Annotated in this window: 15 protein-coding genes; 7 read left to right on the forward strand and 8 right to left on the reverse strand. The window is 41.8% G+C overall.

Translation table 11 applies throughout. From position 1 onward, the window contains the following. The first annotated feature begins 139 nt into the window (after positions 1-139). Positions 140-613 (forward strand): hypothetical protein, encoded by a 474-nt coding sequence (locus tag AXW61_RS10640; RefSeq protein ID WP_062034283.1) that lies wholly within the window; start codon positions 140-142, stop codon positions 611-613. A 223-nt stretch (positions 614-836) separates the two neighbouring features. Continuing rightward, entirely contained in the window at positions 837-1,415 is a 579-nt protein-coding gene (locus AXW61_RS10645) for a DJ-1/PfpI family protein (protein WP_058952202.1), read from the forward strand. Between the two features lie 170 nt (positions 1,416-1,585). On the opposite strand, the gene AXW61_RS10650 is transcribed toward AXW61_RS10645, so the two are convergent. The 4 genes from AXW61_RS10650 to sbmA form a co-directional block, all read right to left on the reverse strand. Beyond that, entirely contained in the window at positions 1,586-2,104 is a 519-nt protein-coding gene (locus tag AXW61_RS10650) for a hypothetical protein (RefSeq protein ID WP_058952203.1), read from the reverse strand. 110 nt (positions 2,105-2,214) lie between these two features. Beyond that, on the reverse strand, positions 2,215-3,078 hold the full coding sequence (locus tag AXW61_RS10655) for a hypothetical protein (protein WP_062034284.1): 864 nt from the start codon (positions 3,076-3,078) through the stop codon (positions 2,215-2,217). A gap of 59 nt (positions 3,079-3,137) precedes the next feature. Further along, positions 3,138-4,187 carry a hypothetical protein gene (locus tag AXW61_RS10660; protein ID WP_062034285.1) on the reverse strand — a complete coding sequence of 350 codons (1,050 nt, stop codon included), beginning with the start codon at positions 4,185-4,187 and terminating at the stop codon, positions 3,138-3,140. 143 nt (positions 4,188-4,330) lie between these two features. Then, on the reverse strand, positions 4,331-5,524 hold the full coding sequence (gene sbmA, locus AXW61_RS10665) for a peptide antibiotic transporter SbmA (RefSeq protein WP_062034286.1): 1,194 nt from the start codon (positions 5,522-5,524) through the stop codon (positions 4,331-4,333). Positions 5,525-5,973: 449 nt separating this feature from the next. Between sbmA and AXW61_RS10670 the strand changes: the two genes are divergently transcribed. Beyond that, on the forward strand, positions 5,974-6,168 hold the full coding sequence (locus AXW61_RS10670; RefSeq protein WP_004694700.1) for a hypothetical protein: 195 nt from the start codon (positions 5,974-5,976) through the stop codon (positions 6,166-6,168). Between the two features lie 214 nt (positions 6,169-6,382). On the opposite strand, the gene AXW61_RS10675 is transcribed toward AXW61_RS10670, so the two are convergent. Both AXW61_RS10675 and AXW61_RS10680 read right to left on the reverse strand, forming a co-directional pair. Further along, positions 6,383-7,168, reverse strand: coding sequence for a 3-hydroxybutyrate dehydrogenase (locus AXW61_RS10675; RefSeq protein ID WP_062034287.1), 786 nt, complete (start codon positions 7,166-7,168; stop codon positions 6,383-6,385). A 37-nt stretch (positions 7,169-7,205) separates the two neighbouring features. After that, positions 7,206-8,618 (reverse strand): GntP family permease, encoded by a 1,413-nt coding sequence (locus tag AXW61_RS10680; protein ID WP_062034288.1) that lies wholly within the window; start codon positions 8,616-8,618, stop codon positions 7,206-7,208. Between the two features lie 575 nt (positions 8,619-9,193). On the opposite strand from AXW61_RS10680, the gene AXW61_RS10685 reads away from it, so the two are divergent. The 4 genes from AXW61_RS10685 to AXW61_RS10700 all read left to right on the forward strand — a co-directional run bounded on the left by AXW61_RS10685 (position 9,194) and on the right by AXW61_RS10700 (position 12,309). Further along, positions 9,194-10,075 (forward strand): LysR family transcriptional regulator, encoded by an 882-nt coding sequence (locus AXW61_RS10685; protein WP_062034289.1) that lies wholly within the window; start codon positions 9,194-9,196, stop codon positions 10,073-10,075. Between the two features lie 237 nt (positions 10,076-10,312). Beyond that, a complete protein-coding gene (locus AXW61_RS10690; RefSeq protein ID WP_058869078.1) occupies positions 10,313-11,017 on the forward strand; it encodes a CoA transferase subunit A in 705 nt (234 codons plus the stop codon). Between the two features lie 2 nt (positions 11,018-11,019). Beyond that, entirely contained in the window at positions 11,020-11,667 is a 648-nt protein-coding gene (locus AXW61_RS10695) for a CoA transferase subunit B (protein ID WP_058869077.1), read from the forward strand. Between the two features lie 255 nt (positions 11,668-11,922). Continuing rightward, entirely contained in the window at positions 11,923-12,309 is a 387-nt protein-coding gene (locus AXW61_RS10700) for a carboxymuconolactone decarboxylase family protein (RefSeq protein WP_004981378.1), read from the forward strand. A gap of 99 nt (positions 12,310-12,408) precedes the next feature. Here AXW61_RS10700 and AXW61_RS10705 read toward each other — a convergent pair whose 3' ends face one another. Beyond that, a complete protein-coding gene (locus AXW61_RS10705; protein WP_062034290.1) occupies positions 12,409-14,508 on the reverse strand; it encodes a TonB-dependent receptor in 2,100 nt (699 codons plus the stop codon). 94 nt (positions 14,509-14,602) lie between these two features. Further along, positions 14,603-17,026 (reverse strand): glucose/quinate/shikimate family membrane-bound PQQ-dependent dehydrogenase, encoded by a 2,424-nt coding sequence (locus AXW61_RS10710; RefSeq protein ID WP_062034291.1) that lies wholly within the window; start codon positions 17,024-17,026, stop codon positions 14,603-14,605. Positions 17,027-17,411: the final 385 nt, after the last annotated feature.

The following is a 17,411-nucleotide window of genomic DNA, read 5'->3' on the forward strand; positions in this document are numbered from 1 at the left end:
ACTCATTGAGATGTGTCATAGTATTCGTCGTTAGAAAACAATTATTGTGACATTATTTCAATGAGTTATCTATTTTTGTCGTGTACAGAGAAAATTTTTATTACTTCATCCAAAACAAACTTAAAAACTTTAGGACAAAATGAAAACTAGCATTCTTACACTTTCTACCCTTGCCTTCCTCAGCACCACCATCTTTGCAGAAACTAAACCCAATGTTCCAGCTAAAGAAGCTAACCAAATATTTAAAGCCGCAGGCTTTTCAAAAACAAAACATGGCTGGGAAGGCAGCTGCGACACAGGTGAAATCACCACATACAAAGACTTAAATGGTGACGGTTTAAAAGACGCAGTCATTTCAGACTACAGCACCATGTGCTATGGCAATACGGGTACGGGCTACCACATTGTTTCGCAGCAGAAAAATGGAACATGGAAACTCATTTTTGAAAACATGGGCATCCCAACTTTTCTAAAAACCAAAGGAAAAGATGGCTGGCCAGATATTGAAAATGGTGGCCCCGGATTTTGTTTTGCTGTTTACCGCTGGAATGGTCAAAAATATGATGTCAACCGTTATGAATATCAGGGCAAAGCCTGCACATTAGACTATTAACATGTGAGCATAGTAATTTCATATCAATGAATATATAAACTGATTGATTTATCATGCTTTTATAGACAGTTAAAACGCCTCAATTGATTTAGGGCTTTTTATAAAAAATGACTTCGGTTATACGACTAAAGAGCACTGAATGACTTAAAAATGACATCTGAACTGTGCTAATTTAGATCAAAATTGAACATAAATACGCACAAACAATAAAGAGGGTTTAAAAATGTCAAAACAAATTTTAATGCTCGTCGGTGACTATGCCGAGGACTATGAAACTATGGTGCCTTTTCAGTTTTTAACAGGTCTCGGTTATACCGTTCACGCAGTCTGTCCCGATAAAAATGAAGGTGAAAGCATCGCCACAGCCATTCATGACTTTGAAGGTGAGCAGACCTATAGTGAAAAACGCGGTCATAACTTTGCGATCAACTACAACTTTGAAGCGGTACACACTGCGGACTATGCCGGTTTAGTCATTCCCGGTGGACGTGCGCCCGAATATTTACGCATGAATGAACGTATTCTTGAGATTGTGCGTGAGTTTGATGCTGCGAAAAAGCCAATTGCAGCAGTTTGTCATGGTGCTCAAATTCTTGCAGCAGCCGATGTACTCAAAGGCCGTACTTGTTCAGCTTACCCTGCGTGCGCAGCCGAGGTGAAACTTGCTGGTGGGACTTATGCGGACATTGAAGTGACTGAAGCTGTAACCGATGGACACTTGATCACAGCACCAGCTTGGCCTGCCCACCCTGCTTGGATGGCACAGTTTATTCAAGCTTTAGGAGCGACTGTGACGATTTAATTGTGTTGTTCCTCAAATGAATCTTTTATGAGATGGCCTATCAGCCTTTAGATTCAAAAATAAAAAAGCTCCTGCGATTCAAGGAGCTTTTTTTATAACATTAATGCTTTCGATTCAGTTTATAAACAGTTCTTACTATTCATAATTTTCAAATATTTTAATCGATTAAACTACCTCGTCACGCCTAACTTATTCCAAATTTCTGGGGTTAAAAAAGTCGTGACCAATTTATTCAAATCCACATAGCGCAGTACGCCTTGCAACTGCCCTTTCACTTCAGGGTTCTTTAAAATTTCCTCACCTGTAATCTGTCCAAGTTCTTGAAAGCTGTCTCCAACCGCTTGTAAGCCTTCAGCTTGAATCACGGCTTTAGTCTGCGCTGAACATTGCTCCACCAAAATGCGTTGTAATACTTGTGCTAAGTTTTTATCTAGCTGTGTCCGCTGTGCATCGGTGACATTGCTATACACCTTCAGATCAGGATGTGCAGCCAGTGCCGCAAACGTCCACTGCAACACAGTGGTTTTATCTGTTGCTGTCGTTGACTTCACCAAACAATTACTCAATTGGTCGACTGTAGTACTGGCCGTTGCAACTTGGACTGAACCACACAAGGCTGCTGCCAAAACAGCATGACGAAAAATAACAGAAGACCGACCACGTAAAACGCTTAAAACAGGCTGTGACATAAACTCAACTCCAATCAACAATTGCATTCTTTGTATCACAAAGCCCGCCAATCAGCCTGTTATGGAACTGTAAAATTACCGTGTAGTTGGAGAAAATTAAATCGCTCAATTCAAGCGATTTCCCTATTTAACTCAGCAGTTTCAAAGGCAGTGAGCTGTGGGTGTATGGTCGGGCATGCATTCCAAAACCAATAGAAGTAACCTTTGGGGTCAAGCAAAGTATACATCTGAATCGTAGATTGACTACTTTCGCCCTTCCAACACGCTAAAGCAGCATTACGGTTATTATGTAAATCGATAAATTCAGGAGCAACTTGCTTCGGCATTTCAGGAATATAAAGTGCGTCACCATGTTCTACCCACAAATCAGCCAAGTAAATTTTTCGGTCTTTTGGAAAATATCGTCCTGCTGAAATTACTAAAGGTAGTTTATTTGGATCGGTCGAAGCAAATACATGCGGAAAGTCATGATGCTCTAGGTCTGTGACGACAAAGGGATATAAGGTTTTTGCATCTAGATTGATTTGAGTTGGGTCATAAGGGAAAAAATGACCGGCCAACATGCCATATTGATATTTAATTTGAGACAACTTTTTCTGCGTAGCCTGTACCTCTATCGCCTGTCTAGCTTTCACCAAAGTCATACCAAATGCGGCAGCAGTTTCTGGCGTGGCTTTGAGTGGCATAAACTCAAAAGAGTTTCCTGCGAACGCTAATTGGGTCTGCTCTCCCCAATGGGTTTGGATCGTCGCTATTTCTTTGGGTACATCATAAACATGCCCCCTACTCATATGGGCGTTGGTTGAGGATGCTTGAATCAGCTCAATAGCATCTGATACTTCGGCTAAATACTCGGGTGTTCCGCCATTGTTGTAAAAATAAGGCTGAGCTGAAATATCAACGTCTATTTCTTGCACGGTCTGATCTAGCAAAGGCGCAGTAAAATAGGTGGCTGGGGTTTGCACATTACTCATGATGTATTTCCTTTGGTTGAGGTGCTCACATGAAGTGCGGTCGCAAACAGCCTAAAATCTTACTTCATTTGCTTGAGCATATTTTTAGCACCTGTGTGGTTATGATTTTTGGCTAAGTTCTGCAAAACATATTTTGCCTGCCCTTTAGGGTTGGAAAAACGACTGCTATAACTTGGAATACCCGTTAAACAACGTGCAACTAATATGCCCGATTCGGTATAGACATTTGAGGCATCCGACCCCGGCAAACGACCATAGTTATATGCGCGTTGTGCACTGTTACAGGCAGCGACTTGGTTGCGTCCACTGTTAATATCACGGCGTGCAGACACATACAGTTTGGCCTGTTGCTGCTGTGGTGTTTCTACAGCTTTGACAGCCTTAGGTGGTACTTCTTTGTTTTCTTTTTTAGGCTCTACTTCTTTTTTGTTTTCTTCCTCTTTCTTCACCTCTGCCTTGGTCGCAGGTGCCTTCGTTACCGCTTTTTTGCTTGGCGTAATAGGGGCCATACTCCGTGGTGCTGGCTCAGTCAGTACTTTACTTTGTAGATTCACTACACGCGTATCATTTGAATTAGGCAGTTTACGTTCAGACACTGCCTCAATACTCACCAGCCACTGTTCGCCATTATTGAGTTGGCAACGAAAAGTACCCGTGCCCTGTTTTAAACTGTTATAGGTACGAAGCAACTTTTTCGCCCACGGATCTTTCACTAAACTGAAACTACTTTTTTGTGTCTGACTAAAACGGCCACCATGTGCTTGGCAATACTGACTGAACATGCTCCGTGGATATAGCGCCTCGATCTCTTTTTCATTTTTTACGCCTACCGTGTGATACACGTATTCTTTGCTATTTTTATCGGTATCATTAATTTTTCGTTCTACGATTAGTTCTTGTGGTGATGCAATATTTGTAAAAGCTGTTTGTGTTATATTTCCCAGACTGGTACAGCCCTGCAATACACTCCCCAAAACCCCAAATACACATAAAATTTTATAATTCACTACGACTTTACTCTTAAACACCCGCATAAAAACATTAGCGGAAAGCTCATAAAATAACAAACTTAAATAACTGTTTTTATTATTTATTTTAGTTTGATGCACACATCATTCTGCTTTGTTTTATGTTAAACCCAACAACATTTCATAAACTTAGTTTGAACCACACAACAGAAGTTACAGACAAAACGATGCTTGAGCACATAAAAAACCTGCCATGAACAGCAGGTGAGATACATCAAAAATATTTAGTCATCCAAAGTCGATTCAAAAGCCTTAAGACGCTTATAAATCGAGAGCAGTTCAATAATGGTTTTCCATGACAAAATTAGATATTGAAATGACTCTCGTACTTTATCAAACACATTACCAATTTGGTTGATTAAACCTAAAGTCATTTTGCCTGCTGCAATTGCGGGAAATAACACCACCAAACTGTATAAAATATCCAGTTGTCGATACCATGTCGCAACTAAGTTAAAATAAGCATAGTGAAAATAAAGTCTAAAATAATTCTTTCGTACTCTGCTAAACAGTTCGACCAGTGTTGCAGGTTGGGCACGATCTGCATGGTCTTCCCCATACACCAATTCTTTACGATAGGCCGCTTCTACTTTTTGATTGTTAAACTCTAAGCCCGGCAGTTTACTTCCCACTACCATTAGCAAGACCGTACCAAAAATAGCCCAAATAATAGAAGCCCAAACTAGGGAATGCTTTACTTCACCCACAATAGGCAATTCAGGAACATGCTTTGAAAGCTCAAATAGAATTGGTAAGAAAGCCACCAATACCATCACAGCCTTGATCAACTCAACGCCCAAATCTTCTAAAATGGTAGCAAAGCGCATAGTGTCTTCTTGCACACGTTGTGATGCCCCTTCTATATGACGCAATTTTTCCCAGTGTTGGGTGTAGTATTCATTCATCGCTGTACGCCACCGAAATACATAGTGGCTGGTGAAAAAGGCATTGATCACTGCGAAAGTGACCGCAACCATCGCAATATACAAGAAGGTTAAAGTACCCATATATAGGTCTTTAATGTTCCCCCCTTTACCAAGCATGCTTTGAATGAGATCCCAAAATGGTCCATACCATGCGTTGATGGCAACACTCACTTGTACGCCAAACCAGATGTTAAACAGAATAAACGCGGAGCCCCAAATCGACCAGCGTTGCCATTTATTATCTGAGACAAAACGCCAAAATAAGGCAAAAAGTGTTGTTGCTATAAAAAACCAGAGATAGAACCACAGAAAAGACGGAGACCAAAAACGGCTCACTCCAATAGGCAGTTCAGCCGTTGCATAACCTTGCGGCCAACCTATGGCACTTCCCCATGTATTTCCCCCTGTGTACCACAGTACGACATTGATCACTGACCAAAATAATACCGAAATGAAGAACCATCTAGGGTTTGGGAAAAATGACTTAAACATGAACGATATATATCCCTTTTATATTTCAGGTATGCAATCCGTGCATACTAATCCTTATTTCTTAATTTAGTACAATCGCATTACAGCAAGTTTGTACACTTTACTTATCTTTATTGGGTTATACGTTATTTGATTTGTATGCCCCTTCACAAGAGCTCAGGACATTATTTTCCGACTTGATCAGTCACATAACAATCAAAATAAATTATTTCAATAACTTATAAAAATAGGAAAGGACTTGGCCTCAGATTTAAAATGATATTTTATTGCTTACAACTTTTGGGCTTCAAACTGAAAAATTGCTTAGGATTTAAAGCGAGTGCAATGACGGTATTTATCTGACAACCATACGATTACTTGTTGATTTTATGTATAAAAGAATGAAGTTTGCACATTTTAAAATGACTTCATGCTACTATCTTTTCATTAAAAACTATTGGATCTATGACATGGAAACCCTAGTACTTGAACTGATCAAACCACTCACACTGACAAAAGAAGACTTTCCACCCATTAACTTTGAAGAAGGTACTGTGCTCAAAGTTCTCATGAAAACACCTACTGGTTACTTGGTAACGGCAGATTCTCGTTTTAATTTTACGGTGTCTTTTGATGATGAAAATCAAGTGTGGCAGAAGCTGTAATTTGCAATGCTATTTAATAAAAGAATAATCCATTCAATAAGATAAAAATAAAAATCTATCTTTTTATTGATTTATAAATGGTTATTTTTATTCAATTTTATTTTTGACAATTGAGCTGTCCTCTTTCCACTCTTTTTTACAAAACCTATCACTATAAAAAGCCTCAGATACGAACATCCGAGGCTTTCAGTTTTTAAACGTGTGCTGAGCTAAGTTATTGCGCGGTATAACCACCATCCATCACCACGGCTTGACCCGTTACACCGCCCGCCTTATCACTGGCAAGAAAGATCGCATAATCCGCAATTTCTTCTACACTCAGTAAGCGTTTTTGCGGCACCATCGCCAAAATCACATCTTCTAATGCACTTTGTTCACTGACATTTCGGGTTTTAGCCAAGTCATGAATTTGACCGCGTACCAACGGTGTATCGACATAGCCCGGACACAGGGCATTTACGGTGATGCCATCTCGCGCACACTCTAAAGCCGCCACTTTGGTCAAACCAATCACACCATGCTTAGCACTGTTGTAGCCGGCCTTGCCAGCAAATCCAATCAGACCGTTAATCGAGGCCATATTAATCACGCGACCAAACTGCTGTGCTTTCATGATTGGAAATGCGTACTTAATGCCAATGAACGACCCCACCAACATGACATTAATCAGCTTTTGATAGACCGCGGCTGGAAAGTCTTCAATGACAGCAACATGCTGAAAACCCGCATTATTAATGAGGATGTCCAACCGCCCATAGGTTTTCTGAGTCAGTTCAATCGCTGTTTTATATGCCTCTTCATCGGTCACATCGCAAGGCGCAGACAATGCTTCAAAACCTTGCTTTTGAAGTGCCGCCACCGTTTCAGCACACTTCTGGGCATTCATATCAGAAATGACAACTTTTGCACCTTCATTGGCAAATTTCTTTGCAATTTCATGTCCAATACCACTGGCTGAACCAGTAATAAATGCAACTTTATCTTTTAACAGTTGGCTCATCATGTACTCCGTTGTCTTCTTTTTTAATTCCAAAGTCTTAAACAATACCAAACCAAGTAAAGGCAGCAATAGCAACAAATACCGCGATGGTTTTAATAATGGTGATGGCAAAAATGTCTTTATAGGATTGTTTATGGGTTAAACCTGTCACAGCAAGCAAGGTAATCACAGCGCCGTTATGCGGTAAGGTATCCATACCGCCTGATGCCATCGCAACAATACGATGCATCACTTCGGGTGGAATACCCATGGCTAGAATGGCAGCATTGTACTGATCCGCCATCGCACTGAGCGCGATACTCATACCACCAGAGGCTGAACCCGTCACGCCTGCTAAAACTGTCGTGGTGACTGCACCATTGACCAGTGGATTGGTAAAGGTATTACCCAATGCATGACTAATGATCGCAAAGCCTGGTAAAGCCGCAATAATCGCACCAAAACCATATTCAGATGCAGTATTCATCACTGCAAGTAAAGACCCGCCAATACTGGCATTAACGCCATCTTTGAAGCCCGTATAGACACGGCGGAAGTCAAATGAAATGGCTGTGATAATGCCCACAATTAAGGCCAAGCCCACGGCCCAAATGGCAGAAGTTTTGGCAACATCGACAGAGTAAGCTGCAAGTCCAATAGCATTGAAATCAAAACCGTTTGGATACCATTCTTTAATTGCAGTGGATAAATACTTATTGGTCACAGCAACTAAAATGAGCGGTACAAAAGCCAACCATTGACGCGCGGTAGAACCATTTGATGTTGTATCTAAGTTTTGCTTAAGTTGTTGTTGCTCGGCTTCTGTCAGCTCAATGCCTGTGGCATAACCATCGCCATTTCGAGCAGCTACACGGCGACGCCATTCCAAATAGCTCAAGCCCGTTGCTAGAACAAATACCGCACCAATCAAACCGAGAAAAGGAGCTGCATAAATGTCTGTACCAAAAAAGGTCGTCGGAATAACGTTTTGAATTTGCGGGGTTCCCGGCAAGGCATCCATGGTAAACGTAAATGCACCAAGGGCAATGGTTCCCGGAATCAAACGCTTTGGAATGTTGGCTTGTCTAAAGAGTTGATTTGCAAATGGATAAACTGCAAAGACCACCACAAATAGACTGACACCGCTATAGGTTAAAATCGCCCCTAAAAGCACAACGGTTAACATTGCATTTTTAGAGCCAATCAGGTTCACAATGGATTCTGCAATCCCTGACATTTCAACCACTTTACCGAAAATGGCACCGAGTAAAAACACCAAGAAATAATCTTTAATAAACCCAACCATTTTGGGCATAAATACGCCTGAATAAAAAGGCAAAACGTTAGCGGGGTTAATCAGTAAAACCGCTAACAAGGCACAAATTGGTGCCATAAGAATGACAGAAAAACCCCTGTAGGCTGTATACATCAGTAGCCCAAGAGACAATAAAATTACACCCAAATCCCACATATTTTTTACTCCATCCTTAAAGAAAATATGTCTTGATGTGCTGTGATATTAATGGCGAATGATGTCAAATCTAGTTGAGTCACAGTGCAATCAGCCTGTGTAGAAAGACCGAATACGCATTCATAGACCGTCTATTTCCCTCATGACGAAATGTCTATTTGCACTCTGATCTATGTACTATATTTATCCATCAGAGCATTAATATTTCAGCTTATGGGTCAGACTATAATGCATATAAACCCATGCATTGTTTGAAAATAATCATTGAGTAAGAAGAAAAATTGATTAATATCCAAGCCCTAGCAAGACTGATAAAACTAATTGCATCAAGTTAAAGGTAAAATTCCAAAATCGCACGAAATAACCAATTTTTATATTTTTCATTCAGTTAAAACATATTTTTACAGACTATCATGCTGTTCGACTTATACTGCTTTGACGACTTGATAAAAATGACACCCACTTCCATCACTTGATCTGTTTTGACCGTCTGTTGTATTTTTCATGTAAACCATTTGAGAACAACACGTTCATTTTCTTTCAACATCGTGTTGCATCATTGCTCAGGGAAGCTCATGACACTCAAACAATTAAAAGCCTTTTTGGTCCTTGCACGTACGCTTAATTATGCCAATGCAGCCAATGAGCTGTGTCTGAGCCAATCCGCTCTCAGCTTAAGCATTAAAACATTAGAAGAAGAACTCGGTGGAAAACTGTTTAAACGCAACACACGTCGGGTAGAAATCACCCTTGAAGGTCAGTCCCTCATTCCCTATGCCAAAAAGCTCTTGGCCAACTGGGAGGATATGGAAAAAGATGTCAAACAGCGCTTTAAACTTAACCGTGGCACTTTAAATATTGCCTCAATGCCCTTTGCCACTCATGCAGTACTCCCCGCAGTGATGCATGATTTTTCACAGTTGCACCCTAACATCAGTTTTTCAATCCATGACATCACCAATGAAAAAATCATTGAAAAAGTTCAAGAAGGCATCTTTGAGATTGGCATTTGTTTTGAGCCCAAGGCCAATGATCAACTGATTTTTCAGCCTATATTCAATGAAGACTTTTTGGCTCTGCTGCCCAAACACCACGTCTTAGCCAAACAAAAAAGCGTGACATGGCTTGAACTCTGCTCTTATCCTTTTGTGACCTTACAAAACCCCTCGATTATTCGGCATGTGATTGAGGAGCAGTGTGCGGCGCATCAAGTGGTGTTGGATTTGAAAGTCGAATGCCACCAAATCAGTTCTCTATCTCACTTTGTTGCCTATGGTATGGGTGTCAGTGCGATTCCACGGCATTTCCAAAAATTCATCGATCTTGAAAAAAATGTATTGGTTGAAATTAAGGACAATCAAGCACAACTCGCGGTGGGCATTATTTATAAAAAAGATTATGAACTGTCTAACATGTCGTCCCAATTTATTGAAACCACACTTTGGCATCATTTCTAAGCGAAGCTCTCTCCCCTTCTCTGGACGAAACTGAAGCTAAAGTTTGATAGCTCAGAATAAGCCGTATGATTATTTGCATGGCTTTACCACATGCTTTGACTCTTCTTTTATTTATTTTTCTTCGTAAATATTCTGCATTAATGAGTTTTTCTTATTATACGTTAGAAAGATTCAATTTCTAAAAAGTGCAGCGCAATGCTAAAAAAATAACAAGCAAGGAAGATCAGGAAATAAAAGATGAATAAAGTCGTCGCAAATGCAGCCGAAGCATTAGCTGATGTGGTTGCCAATAATCAAACGGTTGCCGTGGGTGGTTTTGGCCTCTGTGGTATTCCAGAAGCATTAATTGATGCTTTAAAAGATACAGGTGTCACAGGTTTAACCTGTATTTCGAATAATGCAGGTGTGGATGGCTTCGGTTTAGGTAAATTATTAGAAACCAAACAAATTAAAAAAATGATTGCCTCTTATGTCGGTGAAAATAAAGAGTTTGAGCGTCAGTATCTCAATGGTGAACTTGAAGTTGAGCTCACTCCGCAAGGTACACTCGCAGAAAAACTACGTTCAGGCGGCGCAGGTATTCCTGCATTTTTCACCCAAACAGGTGTAGGTACCCTCATTGCCGAAGGCAAAGAAGTCCGCGACTTTCATGGTCGTCCGCATATTTTAGAAATGTCCCTTACTGCGGACATTGCTTTAGTGAAAGCCTACAAAGCCGATAAAGCAGGGAACTTAGTGTTCCGTAAAACAGCACGTAACTTTAACCCTGACTGTGCCATGGCAGGCAAATTCACGATTGCCGAAGTTGAACAAGTGGTTGAAATTGGTGAAATTGATCCAGATGACATCCATTTACCGGGTATCTACATCAACCGCGTGGTGCTTAATGCCACCCCAAAAAAGCAGATCGAACAACTGACCATTAAAGCAGAGGAAGCTTAATTATGGCTTGGACACGTAATGAAATGGCGCAGCGTGCTGCCCTTGAACTCGAAGATGGTTTTTATGTCAACTTAGGTATTGGCTTACCGACCTTAGTGGCCAATTATCTACCCGAAGGGATCAATGTTTGGTTGCAGTCAGAAAATGGCTTGCTCGGTATTGATGAGTTTCCAACCCGTGATGCAGTCGATGCAGACTTGATTAATGCAGGAAAACAAACTGTCACCGCACGTAAAGGGGCTGCATTTTTCTCAAGCTCAGAATCCTTTGCCATGATTCGTGGTGGTCATGTCAATATTGCTATATTAGGTGCAATGGAAGTCTCTGAAACGGGCGACTTGGCAAACTGGATGATTCCGGGTAAAAAAGTCAAAGGCATGGGCGGCGCAATGGACTTGGTCTCTGGTGTACAAAAAGTCGTGGTACTCATGGAACACTGCGCCAAAGATGGCACGCCAAAAATTGTGCCTCAATGTACCCTACCACTCACGGGTAAAGCTGTCGTTAGCCGTATCATTACTGACTTAGGCGTGATGGATATCACTGCTGAAGGTATGAAACTGGTTGAACTGGCACGCGATGTGAGCCTAGAACAAATCCAGAAAGCGACTGGATTAGAACTTATTATCAATGACTTTAAAGCTGCTTAAGTACAAAACAGCATCATTCAAAGCAGCTTCGGCTGCTTTCTTATTGGGCTCACTCAAAAATATTTTCAGTTACCAATAGGTATTTTTATGGCCTTTAAATCAAACATAAAAACCATCATCAGCTTGTTCAAGAGCATCTCTATACTCCCAAATTTAGGGAATGATGACTCCCGCGCACATCTTTTTAACCCAAATATCGGATGAAAAACCACACCGCTCGGCTACTATATTTGCATTCCACATCCAGAGGTTCTCATGTCACAACAAGATTATGAAAATGGTTTAAAAGTTCGCACAGAAGTCATGGGCGAATCTTTTGTTAAACGTGCTCAAGACAATACTGTACCTTTCACCCAACCTTTGCAGGACTGGATTAATGAACATGCTTGGGGTTCAACATGGCAACGTGAAGGTGTCTTACCGCGTAAATATCGCTCGTTAATTACCATTGCATTTTTGACGGCACAAAAGAGTCCAACGGAACTGAAAGGTCACGTTCGTGGTGCGTTGAATAACGGTGCAACGGTTGAAGAAATTCAAGAAGTTCTTTTACACAGTTTGCCTTATTGCGGCGCACCTGCAACTCAAGAGGCGTTCCGCGCTGCGCTGGAAGTGATTCAGGAATATCAAAGCAACTCATAAATAGATTGAGCACCCATACAAAAGCGTCTTTTGCAGTCGTATGGCGCGATTCATCTGGTTTGGCTATGCAGCATTTTTTGCCTAGCCAAACCATTTCCATTAAAAGGCTTTAGTCACACTCATGCCAACGCTAAAGTTTCGACCATCGGCCGGTTCAAAGAAGCGACTATTGCTGTCGTTCACAATCACTGAGCCAACATAGTTACGGTCAAACAGGTTATCGACTCGGGCATAGCTGTTTACTTTCCAGTCACGGTTTACCCATAAATAGCCGACATTTGCAGCCATGACGGTATAACTTGGCGCAGTATCTGAGTTGATATCATCGACATAAATTTTATCCATATAGCGTGCTTCTAAGCCTGCTTGGAAACCCTGTTCAGGTTGCCATGCAATACGAGTAAACGCTTGGTTTTTGGCAATCCCGGGAATATATGTCCCTTTTTCAATCAAAGGCTTGGTGGTGGTTGCTGCAATATCGGCATCAAATGTGGCATCCAAATAGCTATAACTTGCACTAAGTTTTAGGTCCTGCCAAAGCTGATGTTGCCAAGCCAGCTCAGCGCCTTGTCGTAAGGTTTGCTCTGCATTACGAAATGTATTGCGTCCCGCATTGGCATCATCAGGCACGATGTCATTTTTAGTAACAGTATTGAAAACTGCCAATGTAAATAGGCCAAATGCATTTTGCGACTTTACCCCCAGCTCATAAGTATCACTGCTTGCAGGTTTTAAATCGAAATTAATTCCCGATGTGGCTAATGTAGGATAAGCCATTTCGGTAAAGGTTGGCGTTTCAAAGCCTTTGCCATAACTGGCATAGGCATAAAGTTCGGGTAAAATTTCCCAGCCTAAGGCCACAGAAGGCAATAATTTTTGATAATCCGTTGAACCACTGTCATCACCATTGCCAGCTACAATATAACGATCATCTGACTCATAATGTACATTGCTATAGCGTAAGCCTGTATCAAGATGCCACGTGGGTAAGAACTGCCATGAGGCTTGTACATAGGGATCTAAATTCCACAGGGTATTATTTTCATTACGGCGTAAATCACCTTTCACGCCCAATGTACCTGCATGATTATAATTGTTATAGCCTTTACGATCTTCGACCATCCGGTCTAAAGCCACACCGGCAACCAAAGTCGTATTCGGTAAAACCTCTTTCCCTGTCCAACGGAAGTCTGCACCATAGTAATCTCGGTCAAAATCAATCACGCCACCTGCATGGCGAGCATTGGCTTGTGGCCCCTTTGGAATCGACTGATATTGTACAACTTGTCGGTTGCCCAAATAGAACATGCTATATAGCTCTTGCTGATCATTCAGCGGCTTCGTCCACGTTAGTCCCGTTTGGGTTTGTTCAATTTCTTTACGGACATTATAAGTATTGGTACGGTCATTCACTTGTTTCGGATTGGTTTTCCACTGCTCACGACTGAGGCCTTGTGGGTCGTCAGCATTAATATCGACACGATTCATCACCCAGTTGATTTTACTGCCATCGTCTAAGTTCCATGTTAGTTTGGCATTATTCAATACTTTTTGTGCTGCACTATGGTCTCGAAAACCATCGGTATCAAAATAAGAAGAACTAATCACATAAGCGGGTTGATTGGCCTGTTCGGAACCCCCTTGTAATTGGATATTGGCTTGTTGCTTATGGTGGCTGCCTGCATTGAGCCCCACTTGAATTGAGTCTTTGCCTTGCCCTTCTTTGGTCTCAGCCAAGATGGTTCCACCTGATGAATTACCATATAAAGATGAAAATGGCCCTGTCAGTACTTCGATGTGATCCAAACTATTGAGGTCAATATTGGAACTTTGCCCTTGACCATCAGGCATGGTCGCAGGAATACCATCGACATACATCCGAATGCCACGTACGCCAAAAGTTGAACGAGCGCCAAAGCCACGCATCGAAATCTGTAAGTCTTGCGCATAGTTTTCACGGTTATTAATTTGTAAGCCTGCAACCCCTTGTAAAACTTCCGATAGGTTAACATTGGCATTGTTTTGTACTGTAGCCGCTTGGACTTTTTGAATTGATGCAGAAGTCGATAACAACTCGCTATCGGTATGTACCGCTTGGACGGTGATGACAGGAAGTTGATATTCTGTCGTTTCTGCATAAGCATGCATAGATTGTAAAATAACCGCAGTCAATAAGGCTTGTTTAAAAGGCGCAGGCATCAAATAAGTTAATCGCACAATATTTCCTTGCTTGTTATTAGCATAAAAATGGGAAGCCTATCATCTCGACAGGCTTCCCATACAATAAAACGTTTTAATCGGCTAAGCTATACGCAACCACATAATCACCATGATCAGGCGACTGACGTGCCCCACCTGCGGAAATGACCACATATTGCTTGCCTGTTTTTGGAGAAATGTAGCTCATCGGTGTCCCTTGGCTACCCACGGGTAAACGCGCTTTCCATAATTCTTCACCATTAGATGAATTGAAGGCACGTAAGTAGAAGTCTTGTGTTGCAGCAAAAAACACTAAACCACCTTGAGTCGCCATTGGACCACCAATAGTTGGCATACCAATCGGCGCTTTTAAGCCCATTTTAATACCCATTGGACCCGTATCTTCAACCGTACCTAAAGGCACCTGCCAAGCCACTTGACGGGTTTTCATATCAATCGCCGTCATGGTTCCGAAAGGTGGTTTTTGACATGGAATGCCCAATACCGACATAAAGCGGTTTTTATTCACTTTATACGGTGTACCTTTCATTGGCACTGCGCCCATACCTGTGTTGACCTTCTCTCCACCACTGGCTTCAAGTTTTAAGTCTTCAGGCGTTTGTTTAATCAGCTGAATCCACAGACCTAGGCGCATGTCGTTGACAAACATATAACGATGCGTTGGGTCAAATGCGATACTGCCCCAATTCATCCCACCCAACGAACCCGGAAAACTTAAAGATATATCAGAACCCGGTGCAGTAAAGAGACCGTCATAACGCATCGATTTAAAGTTAATACGACACATCAACTGGTCAAATGGCGTTGCGCCCCACATGTCCGATTCAGTCAAAGTTTGATTGCCAATCTGTGGCATTTCAACTGAACGTGGCTGAGTTGCGCTGTATTGCTCATCAGGAATATCTGCAGCTTTTACAGGCTGCTCAACCACTTTAGTTAAAGGCTGACCCGTAACACGGTCGAGTACAAAGAACTGACCGGACTTGGTGCCAATGACGACAGCAGGTTTGGTTTGCCCATTTTGCATTGGAAAGTCGACCAAGCTTGGCTGCATAGGTAAATCGAAGTCCCAAAGGTCATTATGAACAGTTTGATAAACCCACTTTTCTTTACCTGTGGTTGCATCCAAAGCTAAAACGGAAGAATTGTACTTATGGTCTACAGGTTGACGGTTTCCGCCCCAGACATCGACCGACGAACTTCCCATCGGTAAAAATACCGTATTCATTTGTGGGTCGTAGGACATTGCCGCCCAAGAGTTAGCTGAACTACGTTTATAGATTTCACCCGCTTTCAGGACATAGTTTGGATTTGGGTTACGTGGATCAAAAGCCCAACGTAGCTGTCCAGTAATCACATCATAAGCACGAATTACACCACCGGGCATATCCGCTGCAAAGTTGTCAGCAATACGACTTCCAACGATGATACTGGTGCCCGCAATGGTTGGCGCCGAGGTCACTTCAAAACGAGGCGCTTGCGTGCCCGCACCTAGACCTTCCAGTAAGTTCACCGTTCCATCGACACCAAAGTCTTTACAGCGTTCACCTGTATCTGCATTGACTGCAATTAAACGACCATCAGGTGTATTGGTATAAATACGACGTGGACATGCAGTATTGTTTGCCACCGCAGTGACCGCACTGGCACCTGCTAAAGTCGGTTGTACCAGGGCTTGAGTCGAGTCAAAGTAACCCACACCGCGGCAACGCTCCCAAGCATCGGCTTTAGAATTCACTTCAGCCTTCCAGATTTGTTTACCTGTGTCCGCATCTAAAGCAATAATGTTGTTATGCGGTGTACATAAAAAGACTTTATCGCCCACCTGTAAAGGGGTGAGCTGGTCTTCTGCGCCATTACCCGTACCTGTGGTCATATCGCCTGTTTGAAAGCGCCATGCTTCCTTTAACTTAGATACATTATTTCGGTTGATCTGATCCAACGCAGCAAAACGACTTCCACCAGCATCATTACCATAGTGCGACCAATTCACTTGTTGAGTTTGAGCCGTTACAGGCACTAGGGGTAGTTCTTCACCACTGGCTTTGACTGTAGGATGTGGAATAAACATGCCATACAAACCACCGAGCATACCTAACACCGTCAAACCACCTAAAGCATAAGCGGGTGCCGAAGGCGCAATTTGAAATTGGTACTTACGAATAGCAGGCAAGGTAAAACACAGTGCGGCAAATAAACCCGCAGGAAACATTAAACGTGAATGCAGTGCCCAAAAATCCCAACCTGCATCAAACAGTGCCCAAACCACAGTTCCAAGAAAAACCAGTGCAAAAATCCAGACACCCAGTACTTTTTTTCTAAAAATAAATATTGCGGAAATGGTGGTCAATAAACCTGCCATAAGGAAGTACCATGAACCACCTAGACTAATCAGTTTTCCACCACCGATTAAATAGAATAGGCCAGTCAGCAATAAAGCTAAGCCTAATATAAAGCACCATATTTTAAATATGGGTTGAGATTGTGCTTCGGACATACTTTTTACTCCAAATGCTGTGTTTTAAATGATCTCTCCTACTTTGTTTTGAGCATCATTCACACCACATCCAAACTTTGAGCATCCACAATTAACTTGCTTCAACAATAAAAAAGAGTGTTTAGGGGCTGTTGATATTTCATAAATGGCTTGCGTTGTAGGCTAAAATTGAGCAGGCAAGGCATGGAACGATGACAATAGTGGGACTATTTTCAAGTTTCATAACGATGTCTGTGAAGATTTTAGCCACAACCTTTTAGGACTAGAGTATTTTTTGATGCTACGTTGTTGCGAACCACTTATTTAGAATGACTAAATTGCGTATTTCGCGCCTAGTATCATCTAAAAAATACTCGTTGTCGCAAGCATAGATGAAGTGTCAACA

The sequence above is a fragment of the Acinetobacter sp. BMW17 genome (genome assembly GCF_001592855.1).
Taxonomy (GTDB): Bacteria; Pseudomonadota; Gammaproteobacteria; order Pseudomonadales; family Moraxellaceae; genus Acinetobacter; species Acinetobacter johnsonii.

Excerpts from the sequence above, each read along its gene's own strand:
- AXW61_RS10640 (WP_062034283.1), top strand. The coding sequence starts at position 140 with ATGAAAACTAGCATTCTTACACTTTCTACCCTTGCCTTCCTCAGCACC.
- AXW61_RS10650 (WP_058952203.1), bottom strand. The coding sequence starts at position 2,104 with ATGTCACAGCCTGTTTTAAGCGTTTTACGTGGTCGGTCTTCTGTTATT.
- AXW61_RS10710 (WP_062034291.1), bottom strand. The coding sequence starts at position 17,026 with ATGTCCGAAGCACAATCTCAACCCATATTTAAAATATGGTGCTTTATA.
- sbmA (WP_062034286.1), bottom strand. The coding sequence starts at position 5,524 with ATGTTTAAGTCATTTTTCCCAAACCCTAGATGGTTCTTCATTTCGGTA.
- AXW61_RS10705 (WP_062034290.1), bottom strand. The coding sequence starts at position 14,508 with ATGCCTGCGCCTTTTAAACAAGCCTTATTGACTGCGGTTATTTTACAA.
- AXW61_RS10680 (WP_062034288.1), bottom strand. The coding sequence starts at position 8,618 with ATGTGGGATTTGGGTGTAATTTTATTGTCTCTTGGGCTACTGATGTAT.
- AXW61_RS10645 (WP_058952202.1), top strand. The coding sequence starts at position 837 with ATGTCAAAACAAATTTTAATGCTCGTCGGTGACTATGCCGAGGACTAT.
- AXW61_RS10675 (WP_062034287.1), bottom strand. The coding sequence starts at position 7,168 with ATGAGCCAACTGTTAAAAGATAAAGTTGCATTTATTACTGGTTCAGCC.
- AXW61_RS10685 (WP_062034289.1), top strand. The coding sequence starts at position 9,194 with ATGACACTCAAACAATTAAAAGCCTTTTTGGTCCTTGCACGTACGCTT.
- AXW61_RS10695 (WP_058869077.1), top strand. The coding sequence starts at position 11,020 with ATGGCTTGGACACGTAATGAAATGGCGCAGCGTGCTGCCCTTGAACTC.
- AXW61_RS10690 (WP_058869078.1), top strand. The coding sequence starts at position 10,313 with ATGAATAAAGTCGTCGCAAATGCAGCCGAAGCATTAGCTGATGTGGTT.
- AXW61_RS10655 (WP_062034284.1), bottom strand. The coding sequence starts at position 3,078 with ATGAGTAATGTGCAAACCCCAGCCACCTATTTTACTGCGCCTTTGCTA.
- AXW61_RS10700 (WP_004981378.1), top strand. The coding sequence starts at position 11,923 with ATGTCACAACAAGATTATGAAAATGGTTTAAAAGTTCGCACAGAAGTC.
- AXW61_RS10670 (WP_004694700.1), top strand. The coding sequence starts at position 5,974 with ATGGAAACCCTAGTACTTGAACTGATCAAACCACTCACACTGACAAAA.